We start from the raw sequence: 15,421 nt of genomic DNA, 5'->3' as shown, positions 1-15,421 counted from the left end.
CCTAAGCACATGAGAATTTTGCGTGGCTCCCCAGCGCTTTCTGAGTTTCGTGTTAACAAACTCGTTGAACTTTGTCGTGAACAGCAACTGCCTGTATCGGGTATTTACGCGGAGTTCATGCATTTTGCTGATCTCTCTGCGGATTTAGACGCTCAATCCCTTGAAAAATTAGAGAAACTACTCACTTATGGCCCAACGATTCAAGAACATGAGCCACAAGGTCTTCTTTTACTGGTCACTCCTCGCCCTGGAACCATCTCGCCTTGGTCTTCCAAAGCGACGGATATTGCGCATAACTGTGGTTTGAATGAGGTGAAGCGCTTAGAGCGAGGCACGGCTTACTACATCGAATTAGATCGCGAACTTTCTCAACCGCAACTTGTTACGCTTTATTCCCTGCTGTACGACCGAATGATGGAAGTCGTGTTTACCGATTTCGAATCAGCAACCTCACTGTTTAAAGTCGCTGAACCTGCTCCCGTAGCGTACGTCGACTTGCTGAATGGCGGCCGCTCAGCGCTTGAAAAAGCAAACGTTACCCTTGGGCTTGCATTGGCTGACGATGAAATTGATTATTTGTTCGAAAGCTTCGTCACTAAACTTGAGCGTAATCCAACCGATATCGAATTAATGATGTTTGCTCAAGCAAACTCTGAGCATTGTCGCCATAAAATCTTCAATGCCGATTGGACTATTGATGGCGTTAAGCAAGATAAATCGCTGTTTAAGATGATCAAAAACACTTATGAAGTGACTCCTGATCATGTGCTGTCTGCCTATAAAGATAATGCCGCCGTCATGGTGGGTTCGGAAGTTGGGCGTTTTTTCCCTGATCCAGAGACACGCCAATATGGTTATCACCATGAAAAAGCGCATATTTTAATGAAGGTGGAAACACACAACCACCCGACGGCGATTGCTCCTTGGCCGGGCGCTTCAACGGGTTCCGGTGGTGAAATTCGTGACGAAGGTGCAACGGGTATTGGTGGAAAACCTAAAGCCGGGTTAGTCGGTTTTACTACTTCAAACTTGCGTATTCCTAATTTTGTGCAGCCTTGGGAAACGGATTTTGGTAAACCGGGGCGCATTGTCACGGCACTCGATATTATGCTGGAAGGCCCGCTCGGTGGCGCGGCTTTTAACAACGAATTTGGTCGTCCAAACTTGTTAGGTTACTTCCGTACTTACGAAGAGAAAGTTAACTCTCACGCAGGTGAAGAAGTGCGTGGTTATCACAAACCAATCATGATTGCTGGTGGGATGGGGAATATCCGCGACGAGCATGTGCAGAAAAAAGAGATCCCTGTTGGCGCGAGCTTAATTGTGCTTGGTGGTCCGGCAATGAACATTGGCCTTGGTGGGGGCGCCGCTTCTTCTATGGCATCTGGTCAATCTGCGGAAGATCTTGATTTTGCGTCGGTACAGCGTGAAAACCCAGAGATGGAACGCCGCTGCCAAGAGGTGATTGATCGCTGCTGGCAACTCGGTGAGGCGAATCCGATCGCCTTTATCCATGATGTGGGCGCTGGTGGTATCTCAAACGCATTGCCTGAGCTTGTTGATGATGGTGAACGTGGCGGTATTTTCCAACTGCGTGATGTACCTAACGATGAGCCGGGAATGAGCCCGCTTGAAATTTGGTGTAATGAATCACAAGAGCGTTACGTACTGGCTGTAGCGCCAGAAAACATGGCGCGCTTTGACGCCATTTGCCAACGTGAGCGCGCGCCTTATGCTGTTGTGGGCATTGCCACTGAAGAGCGTGAACTGAAATTGGAAGATTCACATTTCGACAATACGCCAATTGATATGCCGATGGACGTATTGCTTGGCAAAACACCTAAAATGTATCGTGATGTGAAGACGCTGAAAGTTAATAATCCAGCACTTGATCGCCGTGATATCGAATTGAACGAAGCGATTGATCGTATACTGCGTCTCCCTGCGGTTGCAGAAAAAACCTTCCTCATCACCATTGGTGACCGAACCGTCACTGGCTTGGTCGCTCGTGATCAAATGGTTGGTCCGTGGCAAGTGCCAGTAGCAAACTGCGCGGTCACTGCGGCAAGTTATGATACTTACCATGGCGAAGCGATGTCGATGGGTGAGCGCACGCCAGTTGCCTTGCTGGATTTTGGGGCATCGGCACGTTTAGCCGTGGGCGAAGCGATCACCAATATTGCCGCTACCCATATCGGTGATATCAAACACATTAAGTTGTCGGCGAACTGGATGTCACCAGCGGGTCACCCAGGTGAAGATGCTGGTTTGTATGAGGCAGTAAAAGCGGTCGGTGAAGAGCTTTGTCCTGCGCTCGGCCTGACTATCCCAGTGGGTAAAGATTCGATGTCGATGAAGACCAAATGGGATGAAAATGGCGAACAAAAAGAAGTGACCTCTCCGCTATCATTGGTGATCACGGCATTTGCTCGTGTTGAAGATGTACGTAACACCATCACCCCTCAGTTAAGAACCGATAAGGGCGAAACCTCACTGGTTTTGATTGATTTAGGTAATGGTAAGAATCGCTTGGGCGCAACGGCGTTAGCACAAGTCTACAAACAGTTGGGTGATAAACCCGCAGACGTAGATAATGCGGCGCAGCTTAAAGCCTTCTATGAAGCGATCCAAACCTTGGTCGCGAATCAGCAGATTATTGCCTATCACGATAAAGGTGACGGTGGTCTATTCGTTACTCTAGCTGAAATGGCCTTTGCTGGTCATTGTGGCGTGAAAGCCGATATCGCCGCGCTAGGTGATGATGCGTTGGCCGCGTTATTCAATGAAGAGCTGGGCGCAGTCATTCAAGTTCGTCACCACGATTTAGAGACGGTGATCTCGACGCTAACGGCGCATGGTTTACAAGCGTGTTCACACGTTATCGGTCGTGTTGACGCTTCTGATGAACTAGCCATTACCGCTGGTGAACAACCTATTGTTGTGCGTAACCGCACCGAACTTCGCACCATTTGGGCTGAAACTACGCATAAAATGCAAGCGCTACGCGATAACCCGCAGTGCGCGGATCAAGAGTTTGCAGCAAAACAAGATAACAGTGATAAAGGTCTTAACGTCAGTTTGAGCTTTGACGTGCAACAAGATGTTGCGGCACCGTATATTGCTAAAGGCGTGAAGCCAAAAATGGCTATTTTGCGCGAGCAAGGGGTTAACTCACACGTTGAAATGGCGGCAGCGTTTGATCGCGCAGGCTTTGAAACAACCGATATACACATGAGCGACATCTTAACGGGTCAAGCGGTGCTTGAAGAGTACCAAGGCCTCGTCGCATGTGGTGGGTTCTCTTATGGTGACGTATTGGGCGCGGGCGAAGGCTGGGCGAAATCAGTGCTGTTTAATGTACAAGCTCGTGAACAGTTCCAAAGTTTCTTCCAACGTGAAGATACTTTCTCGCTAGGAGTGTGTAACGGCTGTCAAATGCTGTCGAATTTGAAAGAGTTAATCCCTGGTGCGGATTTATGGCCGCGTTTTGTGCGCAATGAATCAGAGCGTTTTGAAGCGCGCTTTAGCTTAGTGGAAGTGCAGCAATCTGATTCACTGTTTTTTAATGAGATGGCTGGCTCGCGCATGCCGATTGCGGTTTCGCATGGCGAAGGGCGCGTTGAAGTTCGTGATACGGCACATTTAACGGCGATTGAACAATCAGGCACCGTTGCGCTGCGTTTTGTGGATAACAACGGCCATGCCACGCAGCAATATCCGAACAACCCAAATGGTTCACCAAATGCGATTACAGGCTTAACGACTCAAGATGGCCGTGTGACGATCATGATGCCGCACCCAGAGCGCGTGTTCCGCACGGTAGCGAACTCTTGGCATCCTGATTCTTGGGGTGAAAACAGTCCATGGATGCGTATGTTCCAAAATGCACGTAAGAACTTAGGGTAACTCACCTTGTCGCCAGTGAGAGAAACGACTTAGTCTTGTTATTCCAGCCGCTGCAACTCAGCGGCTTTTTTGTTTACTTTGAGGATGAATTTTTTGTAAAAAATGCAGAAAAAAATTGTGATTTGTGCTCTAATGCCGCGCTTACCAAGGGATGGTGTTCAACATCCGCCGCCATATAATATAATGGCGCGCGACAAACGTTGATGAGTAATCCCTTATTATTCCCTTAGGAAAACGAAAATGTCAGAAAGTAAAAAATTTACCATCAAAGTGACTGAAAAGCGCAATGGTTGGGCGGCGGAAATCGTACGTCAAGTGACCTCTCGCAGAAGTGTTGTTTCAAAGCGCGAAATGGGTTTTGAAAGCGAAGCACAAGCACAAGCTTGGGCGGAAAAAGAGCTCAGTGGCTTTATTGAGAACCAAGCGAAACGCAATGAGCGTAAGGCTCTGGCAAGAAAAGAGAAAAAAGCTTAGTACAAAAAATCTGAGTGCTGTGCTTTAAGAACTGTTATTTGAACGAAAACCCGCTTTAAATTAGCGGGTTTTTTATGCCTTAACGAAATTGACCGATTTGCGGTAAAAACTCAAAACCTGCACTGGCTAAGCGAGCCTCCAATGCCGCCCGATCGATATCAAAGTCATCCGCCAGCTTATCAAGATCGCCATTAAAATCATCACGTAGCTTCATATTGATGATGCTCATCAGCATGATTGGATCCATTGTGGCAAAATTGGCTAAATTCATCACTTATCCTCGAAATCAGAAATCAGCAAGTTAGCTGCCGCAAAGGCTGCTTGCTCTCGAACCGCTTTTGGCAGCGATTCGTCTGCTGCGACATCATTCAAGGTTTTGATGGCGCAGGAGATTGCTTGAGGAATATAAGCTTGATCACCACTGCCTATCTGCGCATAAAGCTCGCGCACTAATTCACAACAACCGTAAACTTGCATAGATTAAATCCTAACTAATGATAATGGCTCTCAATATACACATTACGTTTGGCAAAGACAAAATCAGAACTTGCGTTTGCGCAAGCTCTGATTGCATGTGATGAAACTTTAAGCATTCACTTGCTGCTCTAGCGTCATGACCAGATCGTCGGCTAGCTGTAGTTGCTTAGCGAGCTCGTTCAGATACGCTTTTTCCATGAAATTTTGTTCATCGGCGATAAGTAAAGAGGCCAGATAAAGCTCACTCGCTTGTGCGGGCGTTGTGGCTAACTGTGCAATAGCCGCGGGATCGAGCGGTTTATGCAGCTCATTTTTTACCAGTTGCTGCAATTGGTTATCTGCGCCCATTTCAGAGATGGCTTGCTCAATTTTCGCCATTTCTTGTTCATCCACATGACCATCAGCTTTTGCGGCGGCAATCATCGCTTTTAGGATCAGCGTGCTGTGGCTAGCATCATTAGGGTCAAAGCTAGACTGCGGTTGAGTGGTCGTTTGTTTTGCTTGCCAGTCATTATACGCTTTATAGGCTAGTGCGCCGAGCGCCGCTGCTCCACCAATCCCTATCACTTTAGTGCCTATTTTTTTTGCTTTCTTCGAGCCCATCAATAAACCGATTAGGCCACCACCGAGTGCACCTGCTCCTAAGGTTTTGAGTTTACTTGAATCTTGTGTGATAGCGCCGAGTTGGCTTGAACCTTGTTTTACGATGTCTGAATTCAATGCTTGGTTAAGTAAACTTTTTAGATCCATAGGTCACCTCCATTAATAATGGATTAAAGAATAGATCACCGTAGATGAATCGAAGATTAATATGCTTGAAAAAGCTTTTGTGGCTGGTGACAAAATAAAAAAGGTTGCCATTTAGGCATTAGGCAACCTTTTCAAGAGCATACTTTATTAGGCGATTTGAGCATTAATAAAGGAGACTATTTCATTCATAGCGACGGCCGACTTCTCACCACTGCGGCGATGTTTATATTCGAAGTTGCCCTCATCCATACTGCGATCGCCAATAATGATGGTATGTGGTACACCGATCAGTTCCATATCTGAGAACATTACGCCCGGGCGCTCTTTACGATCATCAAATAGCACTTCAATACCAGCTGCGGTCAGTTCCGTATACAGTTTTTCAGCAGCTTGTTGGACGCGCTCTGATTTGTGCATGTTCATAGGGACAATCGCCACTTGGAAAGGTGCGATCGCGTCAGGCCAGATGATGCCGTATTTATCGTTGTTTTGCTCGATGGCTGATGCCACAACGCGTGATACGCCAATGCCGTAACAACCCATCTCTAAAATGGTGTTTTTACCATTGGAATCAAGAACGCCACAGTTCATTTTCTCAGAGTAGTTAGTACCCAATTGGAAAATATGACCCACTTCGATACCGCGTTTGAGCATTAGTGTCCCTTTGCCACATGGGCTTGGGTCGCCTTCAACGACGTTACGGAGGTCTTCCACTTTCGCTAGCTCAACGTCACGGCCCCAGTTGATGCCAAAGTAGTGTTTGCCATCGATGTTGGCTCCTGCGCCAAAATCGCTCATGACGGCTACGCTGTGATCAACGATAAACGGCAATTCAAGACCAACAGGGCCAAGAGAGCCTGGGCCTGCGCCAATCAGCGCGCGAATCTCTTCTTCGCTAGCCATTTCTAGCGGAGCGGCAACTTCAGCGAGTTTCTCGGCTTTGATTTCATTGAGTTCATGATCACCACGGATAATCAGTGCCACGATAGAGGCATCGATCTCATCAGAGGCTTTTACAAACAGTGTTTTAACTGTTTTCTCAATCGGTAGGCCATGCTGCTCAACCAATTCAGCGATGGTTTTGGCGTTTGGCGTATCAACCTGCGTCATCTCTTGAGTTGGCGCGGCGCGCTCAACGGCTGGCGCAATGGCTTCTGCTTTTTCGATGTTGGCGGCGTAATCCGATTCAGTTGAGAAGGCGATGATGTCTTCACCACTTTCAGCCAATACATGGAACTCATGAGAGCCGTTACCACCGATAGCGCCAGTGTCGGCTAATACTGGGCGGTAATCAAGCCCCATGCGATCGAAGGCTTTACAGTAAGCTTCGTGCATCGCTTGGTAAGATTTCTCTAAGCCTGCTTTATCTATATCAAAGCTATAGGCATCCATCATGCAGAATTCACGAGCACGCATCACACCAAAACGAGGACGTCTCTCATCACGGAATTTGGTTTGAATCTGGTACAGGTTCAGCGGCAATTGCTTGTAAGAGCTGACTTCGTTGCGTACCAAGCTGGTGATTACTTCTTCAGCAGTTGGACTAAGCACAAACGGACGAGTATGGCGGTCAGTAAAGCGAAGTAGCTCAGGGCCCATTTTCTCAGAGCGGCCTGTCTCTTCCCACAGTTCAAACGGTTGCACAACGGGCATCAAGGTTTCGATTGCACCGGCATTGTCGATCTCTTGACGAACGATGTTTTCGACTTTACGCAGCACACGTAGACCAGTAGGCAGCCAGGTATAAAGACCTGAAGCCAGCTTACGGATCATACCTGCACGTAACATGAGCTGATGGCTCACGACTTCTGCGTCGTTTGGAGTCTCCTTCAAAGTAGAAAGAAGATATTTACTGGTACGCATTCTATGGTATCCGTTTCATGATAGTTAAAAGCGCTCTCCAATGAGAGGCTAGAATTAAGCCGCTAATAATATCAGCCAATCGGCTTTGTCAAAAGCGTTCTATTGCGGTTACTGAGACTAAGTTGTTTGCGATAGTGAATTTTACGTTCAGATCGAACAGATTTACCGCATATTCTTTATGATCGATTTTGTGTTTCTTATAGGCTGGGCGAGGGTCTTGAGCCAGCACTTGCTCTATGACGGCTTTAACCATGTCGTGATCTGCACGCGCATTCAGTGCTGTTAACGCCGCTTGGCTAAAGGTCACTGTGATCTTGTCGGGCTCGCTCTCGGCATAGCCACCGCTGGCTGTGGCTATCGAATCGGAATAGGGAATATAGGGTTTGATGTCAATGATCGGTGTGTTATCGACTAAATCTACGCTGCCTAGTTCCAAATAAACCTGATCACCTTGTTGAGTGACGCCTTTCAATTCAACGGCAGACATACCGATACCGTTAGGTCGAAACGTGGCCCGTGAAGCAAATACGCCGATCCGCTCATTTCCGCCTAAGCGCGGTGGGCGCACCGTCGGTTTCCAACCGGCATCGAGGTTTTGGTCAAACAGAAAAAGTAACCAGACATGGCTAAATTGTTCGATGCCTCGCACCGACTCTAAGCAATTAGCGTGACCGATGAGCTTGACTCTCGCGCTTGCGCTCGCCACTAAGCGAGGTTGGCGAGGAACGGCAAATTTTTCTTTATAAGGCGTTTCAATAGTGCCAATCGGAGCAATGGTGTGCATATCCGTATCCGTCTTTTTTCACGTTGGTTGAGAAAAATATCACATTTAAGCTTGCTTTTCTTCTTGGTAATGATTATTAATTGGCATGTTATAACATAACAATTTAAGTGAGGGGAAATTGATGAAAGACGGAATTCATCCGCCATACCAAAAAGTGGTTTTCCACGACACCAGTGTGGATAAGTATTTTATTGTGGGTTCAACGCTAAAAACTGATCGGACAATCGAGTGGGAAGATGGCAACACCTATCCTTATTTCACCTTAGATGTGTCGTCTGAATCGCATCCGTATTACACCGGTAAGCAGCGAGTTGTTCAAAAAGAAGGACGAGTGGCGAATTTCAATCGTCGCTTTGCTCAGTTTGGTAAGGAGTAAACTATGAAAGTATTAAGTTCATTAAAAAGCGCAAAATCACGTCATCCAGATTGTCAAATCGTCAAAAGACGCGGTCGTTTATATGTAATTTGTAAAACCAATCCAAGATTTAAGGCGGTTCAGCGCTAATGAAGAGGAACGGTTGGACAGGCTAGTGATTGTCCAACCGTCAAAATGTGGTTATTTGTTCGCTTTAGCCAAAATGCGATCCAAATGGTTGGCAAATTCGCGTCGTTCTGTTTGAGAAAGCGCACTTGGTCCGCCAGTTTGGATACCGCTTGATCGCATCGTATCCATAAAATCTCGAATATTGAGGCGTGCCTTGATGGTCTCTTTGGTATACAGCTCGCCACGAGAATTGAGCGCCAAGCCACCTTTGGTTATCACTTCATCGGCCAGCGGAATATCGGAAGTAATTACCAAATCGCCCACTTCTACCCGTTTGACGATTTCGTTATCGGCAACATCAAAACCACTGGGGACTTGCAGTGAACGAATGTTGGATCGTTGCGGAATCGGAACGACATGATTGGCCACAAAAGTACATTCAACGCCCGTCCTTTCGGCTGCGCGGACAATGGTTTCACGAATTACTTTCGGACATGCATCGGCGTCCACCCAAATTTTCATCATTCAATTACTTCTCGGTTAGTTGTGCCTCTAGGGCTGCTACTCGGGCTGACAAAGCGGCTAGTTGCGTTTCAAGTTCGGCTACCTTGTTCGCGCTATTTTCCGTACTAACGCTCACTTCTACTTTGGGAACTCGGTGTGCATTTTTCCAACTTTTGATGGTTGCAATCAAGGCTGGCATTGGCACTGAGGTGCTAAGACGTGACTTTACTAAGGCCACACTCGGCTCCTTTCCCTGTTGTTGTAAGAGAGTCAAGATGCTTTCTAGTTCTTGAGTGACATCTTTTGTGAGCATAGGTTGTCCTTTTTGTGAGTTGCTGTGATCTTACCTTTTATTTACCAAGAGCAAAAGTGGCGAAGTGTTGTAAGAGATCTCGCACATTGTTTGTAAGAAATCACAGTGTTTAATGCAATGTTTGGTGGTGATTTTTTTATAACTATTTGTTTTTAATTAATATATCTATTTCTTTAGGTTGTTTTTTTTAAAATGATATTTTTAGGTGATTGTTTCTTAAAGCCAAACGAGTAAATTGAACCCTGTCGGAAGGATTCTGACAAGGAATTATAAAGCACCAAGGTTTGGTCTCTTCAGGAAGAAGACAAGGTTGTTCACGAAGAATAACCACGCAGGATGCTAGGACAGCGTAAGGATACAACAGTTGGCAGGATGCGAGCTGCATGGATTGGCGATGGACACCTTGTGGATAAGGCAGGACAACATCAGGATGATGTTATGGACACCGCTCAAGGAACAAGTGATGAGTATTGACCGGAGTGTTAGTACCATGGAAAGTTTGGACACCGCTAGGATGGCGATGCAGGATGAGCCGAAGAATTGGCCACTATTATGGATGATGCATGGAGCACACAATTTAGTAGCTGGACTGCTGCGAGTAAGACTTTAAGCCTCGACACATGCGTGTTGAGGCTTTTCTTATTACTTGCATTCTGGCTTTAGCGTGTTGTTGCTTCAAAAAAAGTTCATATGATAAGTGCAGCAAAATAATAACAACAAAAAAACAATCTAGATCAATTACCTCATCGTTCGGTTGGTTTAATTTTCGGCTTCTTTGCAAAAATAGAGTACCAGATTTTATCTGGGCTAAGGCGTATTGCCCTGAGCCTAGTTGAGTCTTTCGGTATTATTTTGCGGCTAACAAGGATTGTACGTGACAACCGTAACAAGAAGAACGCTTCTTCTCCCTTACACCGATTCGTTAGAGTCTGATTTTTTGATGCTCAATTGTTGCGCCAAAAATCGGGCACAGATGAATGGCCCTAAAACGGTCGCTTCAGCAAAACAGCTTTTTCAACGAGTGCTTCATGATCCTCATTTGTACGCAATGGCGGTGTTAGATAATTATAACCGCGAATACATGGGGCATTTGTTCATTGAACTTGACGAAGAGCGAGCAGAACTCGGTTTTCTTTTTGATAAATTGTATTGGGGCAAAGGCATTGCAACTGAGGCATTGAAGGCTTTTTTACCTAAAGCAGCCTACCAATTGCAACGACCAAAAATTACAGCCACTGCTAATATTGGCCACCATGCCTCTATTGCGGTACTCAAAAAACTAGGCTTTGAGCTGTTGGGTGAGAAAGAAGATGTTTTTGGCCCTTATTGGGAATTTGAGTTTACATACGATGAGGCGGCAAATGAAAAGCAGATGGCCTAAAGCCTATCATTTGTAATTCACCTTGGTAGCAGTCGTCACCTAGTGCAGAAAACTCAAACCAATAAACGGTATGCCAACGCCAGAGTCCTTCTGGCGTTTTGAATTTGTGGCGTCCAAAAGCAACGCTGATCAGCTGTAAGTCGAGTTGTTCGCATTTTCGACTGATCGCCGCTTTTGCCAATTCGGCTTGGCGACGCTGTTGCCAGAAAAGAAAGCAGCCCAAGCTGAGTAATAAAATAGCCAATAGATCGCCTAGCATAAACATTCCAGTTATTGAGCTTTAGTTGTTTGTTGTAAGCGAATTAAGGCATCGGCTAATTCGATCGAAGGGCTAGAATGCAGCAGTGGCAGCAGTACCATTCGCAGTTCTGGCAGCATCACTAAATCAGCAAAGAGCTGGTTAAAGAGGGCTTGATTGCCTGTTTGCGCCAAGCGTAATAAAAACGTTTCGGCAAGTGATGGGTTAGACAATACATGCCACGAGCGCCCTGCAATGGCAATTAATATCTCTTGATGGCTCAAGCGTGGGCTTTGCAGAATACGTTCAACCAAGGTCGCGGTGAGTGCATTATTCGCACCTGATAAGGCTCGTATTAAAGCAGAGAGTAAGAACGGATCAGGTTCGTGGCTTTCGATGTGCAACATTGCCATCTCTTGCAAACGCAGCGCCAACTTATCATTCAACGGTGCACTATGTTCGAGCGCCCCCAGCAGGGCATACAAAGGCTGAGCGGGGAGGTGGTTTAATGCCTTCCTTAGTAACACGCTATTTTGTTCTTTGCTTAAACGAGCACAAATATCAGTAATGCCTTGTAAGCCGACCGTCTGCCAGTTTTCCCAGCCTAAATCCCCACTAAAATAGTGTTGCGCATGCTCATAATATTGGCTTGATGGTAGGTTCAACTGGGCGCGTATTTGGCTGTGGAATACTGCCATTTTATCGTCGCTCGGTTTAAAGGTATAAGGATTATTGGCAAGCTTTTGCTGCTGCTCATCGCTGAGGTCTTGATGCAAACGTGACCCCATCGCTTCAAGTACAAACTTGATGAAGTTACCTATCTCAGCTTGTTTGAGTAGGCCGCGTTCATCCAAAGAGAATTTAAGAAACCAGATCCAAGGTTGTTGGGCTTGGTTCCAATACGCGATGGCAAGATGAGCATGACGCTGCAATGGATAGGGATACGGTTGTTGACCTTTTTCTACTTGAGAAAAGTGTGTATTTTCAATCGGGCAGATGCGCCTTCCTAAATCAAAGATCCGATATTGGCTACCACTATTGGTGAGCAATTGGCTAAGCGTATGAATGGTATCCATGGATAAAGTGGCCTTAACTTGTGTTCTTGAATAACTATTTTTGATCAATAACTCTCTTTGAACAATAAATGGTACTCTATAGCCCATTTTCAAGGTCACTTAGCAAATTAACTTGGTGAATAATGACAGTAAGCACAGAACTGACCCACCTGTTGGAAAAATTAGAAACTCAGTTACGCAATTCTCAGCGCTGGCAATCCCAGCCGCCAAGCGAAAGCGCATTGATGAGCACAGAGCCTTTCTCCATCGATACCCTCACTCCGGAGCAGTGGCTGCAGTGGATTTTCATCCCCAAAATGTTATTGGCAATTGAGCAGCAAACAGAGCTTCCTCAAGGGTTCTCGCTCACTCCCTATTTTGAAGAGGCATGGCAACATCAAGCGGAATTGGCTGAGGTGATTGCGTTGCTACGTTTGATTGATGAGGTAAGCCAACCATGTTAGAGATTCTGTATCAGGACGATGATTTGGTCGCCGTGAATAAACCCGCAGGAATGCTGGTGCATCGCTCATGGCTAGATAAACACGAAACGCAATTTGTGATGCAAACGCTGCGCGATCAAATTGGCCAGCATGTGTTTCCCCTACATCGATTAGATAGGCCAACTTCTGGCGTGCTCGTGTTTGCGCTCTCCAGTGAAGTGGCGGCGCAAATGATGCCGATGTTTGCCAACCATCAAATGGAAAAAACGTACCATGCGATTGTGCGTGGTTGGATTGAACAAGGGGATGTGCTTGATTACCCACTCAAAATCGAGTTAGATAAAATTGCCGATAAGTTTGCCAAACAAGATAAAGAAGCCCAAGAAGCGATCACCGCTTATCAGCCATTAGCGACAGTAGAAGTGCCGTATTCAACCGGGCGTTTCCCAACCAGCCGCTACTGTTTGGTGGAAATGAAACCGCAAACAGGCCGTAAACATCAGCTGCGTCGTCATATGCACCATTTGAGTCACCCGATTATTGGTGATACCACTCATGGTGATGGCAAGCACAACCGCCTATTTCGCGATCATTATGACGCGCAGCGTCTGATGCTCCATGCCTCTGAATTACGTTTTACTCATCCGTTTACTGGCCAAGCATTAGTGCTTAAAGCTGGTTTTGATGAGGTATGGCAAAGGCTGTTTACTCAGTTTGAGTGGAGCCAGCCGATATAAAAACAAAACCCTCGCGATGCGAGGGTTTTGAGTATTGGGATGTAACTGAAAGTGGTGTAGTTCATCAAGACATTCAGTTCATAAAAGCCGGCAGCGAACAAAAAACGAGCTACTTCTCTAGATACTCTTGAATGGAACGCTCGATGCCTTTGGCATCTAAACCTAATTCTGCATGCAGCTCTTCTTGTGTGCCTTGAGCGATGAATTGATCAGGCAAACCTAAATTGAGTACTGGTTTTAGGATTTTCTCTTTCATCATCAATTCAATGACGCCGGCACCCGCACCACCTGCAATCGCATTCTCTTCCAAGGTCACTAGCACATCATGTTGCGCAGCCAGTTGGCGAATGAGTGTTTCATCAAGGGGCTTAACAAATCGCATGTCAGCCACTGTTGCATTTAGCTTATCGGCTGCTTCAAGCGCGTTTGGTAGGAAAGTGCCAAAGTTGAGGATCGCGATTTTTTCATTCGCGATAGCCGTGTCACATTGGCGCATAATGCGTCCTTTGCCAATCTCTAACGCACTAAATTGGGTTTGGATTTCGACTCCCATGCCATTGCCACGAGGATAACGCACGGCGCTTGGCCCTGTGTGTTTATGGCCGGTATAGAGCATTTGTCGGCACTCATTTTCATCGGCGGGTGCCATGATCACCATGTTGGGAATACAGCGCATGAAGCTTAAATCAAACGCACCTTGGTGAGTTTGGCCATCAGCTCCGACTAACCCTGCGCGGTCAATGGCAAACATAACCGGTAAATTCATGATGGCAACATCATGGATCAGCTGATCATAACCCCGTTGTAAAAAGGTTGAGTAGATCGCCACTATCGGATGATCTCCCGCAATCGCCATGCCTGTCGCAAGGGTGACGGCATGTTGCTCAGCAATCGCCACATCAAAATATTGTTGTGGAAACTCTTTTGAAAAGCGAACCATGCCAGAGCCTTCGCGCATCGCGGGTGTAATCGCCATTAATTTTGGATCTTGCGCGGCCATGTCGCATAAAAAATCGCCAAAGATTTTAGAAAAAGTCGGTTTAGCATTGCTGCTTTTTGGCAGGCTAGTGTGGCTCGGGTCAAATTTAGGAACGCCATGGTAACCAATCGGATCTTTTTCGGCGGGCTCATAACCTTTGCCTTTTTTGGTCATGATGTGCAAAAACTGCGGGCCTTTGAGCTCGCGCATGTTGCGTAATGTCTTGATAAGTTCAATCACATCATGGCCATCTACTGGGCCGATATAGTTAAATCCAAGCTCTTCAAACAAGGTGCCGGGTACGACCATGCCTTTCAAGTGCTCTTCTGTGCGACGTACCAGCTCTTTGATAGGCGGTATGCCAGAGAGCACTTTTTTGCCCCCTTCACGGATCGAGGTATAAAGGCTACCGGAAAGCAGTTGCGCTAAATGATTATTCAGTGCGCCCACGTTTTCAGAGATCGACATTTCGTTGTCGTTGAGCACGACTAACATATCCGGATGAACGTCGCCAGCATGGTTCATTGCTTCAAAGGCCATGCCTGCGGTGATAGCACCATCACCAATCACGCCCACCACTTTGCGATTTTTCCCTTCTTTACCTGCACTGATCGCCATCCCTAAGGCGGCACTGATTGAGGTGGACGAGTGGCCGACAGAGAGCGTGTCATATTCACTTTCTTCACGCCAAGGAAAAGGGTGAAGACCATCTTTTTGACGAATGGTCGACATTTTCTCGCGGCGACCAGTTAAGATTTTGTGCGGGTAAGCTTGGTGGCCTACATCCCAAATCAGTTGATCAAAAGGGGTATTATAGACGTAGTGTAGGGCAACCGTTAATTCAACCGTGCCTAAGCCTGACGCAAGGTGGCCACTCGACTGACTGACTGAATTAAGAAGGTAGTTTCTTAATTCATCACACAACGTTGGCAGAACCTCTTTCGGCAGACTGCGCAGTTCATCGGGTGTATTTGCTAAAGCCAGTGTTGGGTATTTTGAAATATCAAGAGTCATAATTTTGCGCGCTTATAGT

At 46.5% G+C, this 15,421-nt stretch carries 17 protein-coding genes; 7 read left to right on the top strand and 10 right to left on the bottom strand.

Annotation, left to right across the window (positions count from 1 at the left end; all coding sequences use genetic code 11):
• The first annotated feature begins 9 nt into the window (after positions 1-9).
• Both purL and AACQ42_RS14740 read left to right on the top strand, forming a co-directional pair.
• Positions 10-3,906, top strand: coding sequence for a phosphoribosylformylglycinamidine synthase (purL, locus tag AACQ42_RS14745; protein WP_094166379.1), 3,897 nt, complete (start codon positions 10-12; stop codon positions 3,904-3,906).
• Between the two features lie 240 nt (positions 3,907-4,146).
• Entirely contained in the window at positions 4,147-4,380 is a 234-nt protein-coding gene (locus tag AACQ42_RS14740; RefSeq protein ID WP_010319076.1) for a DUF3622 domain-containing protein, read from the top strand.
• 79 nt (positions 4,381-4,459) lie between these two features.
• On the opposite strand, the gene AACQ42_RS14735 is transcribed toward AACQ42_RS14740, so the two are convergent.
• The 5 genes from AACQ42_RS14735 to tsaA all read right to left on the bottom strand — a co-directional run bounded on the left by AACQ42_RS14735 (position 4,460) and on the right by tsaA (position 8,254).
• Positions 4,460-4,651, bottom strand: coding sequence for a DUF4250 domain-containing protein (locus tag AACQ42_RS14735; protein ID WP_026028112.1), 192 nt, complete (start codon positions 4,649-4,651; stop codon positions 4,460-4,462).
• Positions 4,651-4,857 (bottom strand): YaeP family protein, encoded by a 207-nt coding sequence (locus AACQ42_RS14730; RefSeq protein ID WP_010319078.1) that lies wholly within the window; start codon positions 4,855-4,857, stop codon positions 4,651-4,653. Before AACQ42_RS14730 ends, AACQ42_RS14735 begins: the two co-directional genes overlap by 1 nt.
• A gap of 108 nt (positions 4,858-4,965) precedes the next feature.
• A complete protein-coding gene (locus tag AACQ42_RS14725) occupies positions 4,966-5,607 on the bottom strand; it encodes a tellurite resistance TerB family protein (RefSeq protein ID WP_094166378.1) in 642 nt (213 codons plus the stop codon).
• Between the two features lie 147 nt (positions 5,608-5,754).
• Positions 5,755-7,470, bottom strand: coding sequence for a proline--tRNA ligase (locus tag AACQ42_RS14720; protein WP_017044181.1), 1,716 nt, complete (start codon positions 7,468-7,470; stop codon positions 5,755-5,757).
• An 88-nt stretch (positions 7,471-7,558) separates the two neighbouring features.
• Complete coding sequence (gene tsaA, locus AACQ42_RS14715; RefSeq protein ID WP_094166377.1) at positions 7,559-8,254, bottom strand: tRNA (N6-threonylcarbamoyladenosine(37)-N6)-methyltransferase TrmO; 696 nt, start codon at positions 8,252-8,254, stop codon at positions 7,559-7,561.
• Between the two features lie 121 nt (positions 8,255-8,375).
• Between tsaA and AACQ42_RS14710 the strand changes: the two genes are divergently transcribed.
• Both AACQ42_RS14710 and ykgO read left to right on the top strand, forming a co-directional pair.
• Complete coding sequence (locus AACQ42_RS14710) at positions 8,376-8,630, top strand: type B 50S ribosomal protein L31 (protein ID WP_010319081.1); 255 nt, start codon at positions 8,376-8,378, stop codon at positions 8,628-8,630.
• Positions 8,631-8,633: 3 nt separating this feature from the next.
• Positions 8,634-8,759 (top strand): type B 50S ribosomal protein L36, encoded by a 126-nt coding sequence (ykgO, locus tag AACQ42_RS14705; RefSeq protein ID WP_010319082.1) that lies wholly within the window; start codon positions 8,634-8,636, stop codon positions 8,757-8,759.
• 51 nt (positions 8,760-8,810) lie between these two features.
• On the opposite strand, the gene AACQ42_RS14700 is transcribed toward ykgO, so the two are convergent.
• Both AACQ42_RS14700 and AACQ42_RS14695 read right to left on the bottom strand, forming a co-directional pair.
• Positions 8,811-9,260, bottom strand: a complete 450-nt coding sequence (locus AACQ42_RS14700; protein ID WP_026027673.1) for a YaiI/YqxD family protein — start codon at positions 9,258-9,260, stop codon at positions 8,811-8,813.
• A 7-nt stretch (positions 9,261-9,267) separates the two neighbouring features.
• Positions 9,268-9,555, bottom strand: a complete 288-nt coding sequence (locus tag AACQ42_RS14695) for a hypothetical protein (RefSeq protein ID WP_013857408.1) — start codon at positions 9,553-9,555, stop codon at positions 9,268-9,270.
• A gap of 868 nt (positions 9,556-10,423) precedes the next feature.
• Here AACQ42_RS14695 and AACQ42_RS14690 point away from each other — a divergent pair.
• A complete protein-coding gene (locus AACQ42_RS14690) occupies positions 10,424-10,936 on the top strand; it encodes a GNAT family N-acetyltransferase (RefSeq protein ID WP_094166376.1) in 513 nt (170 codons plus the stop codon).
• On the opposite strand, the gene AACQ42_RS14685 is transcribed toward AACQ42_RS14690, so the two are convergent.
• The gene (locus tag AACQ42_RS14685; RefSeq protein WP_017045584.1) at positions 10,896-11,195 is read right to left on the bottom strand and encodes a DUF3301 domain-containing protein; all 300 of its coding nucleotides are present in this window, start codon (positions 11,193-11,195) and stop codon (positions 10,896-10,898) included. The two genes, AACQ42_RS14690 and AACQ42_RS14685, sit on opposite strands and share 41 nt — an antisense overlap.
• An 11-nt stretch (positions 11,196-11,206) precedes the next feature.
• A complete protein-coding gene (locus AACQ42_RS14680) occupies positions 11,207-12,250 on the bottom strand; it encodes a DUF3549 family protein (protein ID WP_094166408.1) in 1,044 nt (347 codons plus the stop codon).
• Between the two features lie 122 nt (positions 12,251-12,372).
• Between AACQ42_RS14680 and AACQ42_RS14675 the strand changes: the two genes are divergently transcribed.
• Together AACQ42_RS14675 and truC are read left to right on the top strand one after the other, a co-directional pair.
• Positions 12,373-12,693, top strand: coding sequence for a YqcC family protein (locus AACQ42_RS14675; protein ID WP_094166375.1), 321 nt, complete (start codon positions 12,373-12,375; stop codon positions 12,691-12,693).
• A complete protein-coding gene (truC, locus tag AACQ42_RS14670; RefSeq protein WP_017045581.1) occupies positions 12,687-13,409 on the top strand; it encodes a tRNA pseudouridine(65) synthase TruC in 723 nt (240 codons plus the stop codon). The genes AACQ42_RS14675 and truC overlap by 7 nt, the downstream gene beginning before the upstream one ends.
• Before the next feature lie 109 nt (positions 13,410-13,518).
• Here truC and dxs read toward each other — a convergent pair whose 3' ends face one another.
• On the bottom strand, positions 13,519-15,402 hold the full coding sequence (gene dxs / locus AACQ42_RS14665; RefSeq protein ID WP_019281147.1) for a 1-deoxy-D-xylulose-5-phosphate synthase: 1,884 nt from the start codon (positions 15,400-15,402) through the stop codon (positions 13,519-13,521).
• Positions 15,403-15,421: the final 19 nt, after the last annotated feature.

Origin of the sequence: Vibrio sp. V12_P9A6T4, assembly GCF_963874835.1 — a bacterium.
GTDB lineage: Bacteria > Pseudomonadota > Gammaproteobacteria > Enterobacterales > Vibrionaceae > Vibrio > Vibrio anguillarum.
The sequence above is the reverse complement of the archived record's forward strand: the minus strand, read 5'-3'. Positions and strand labels throughout refer to the sequence as shown.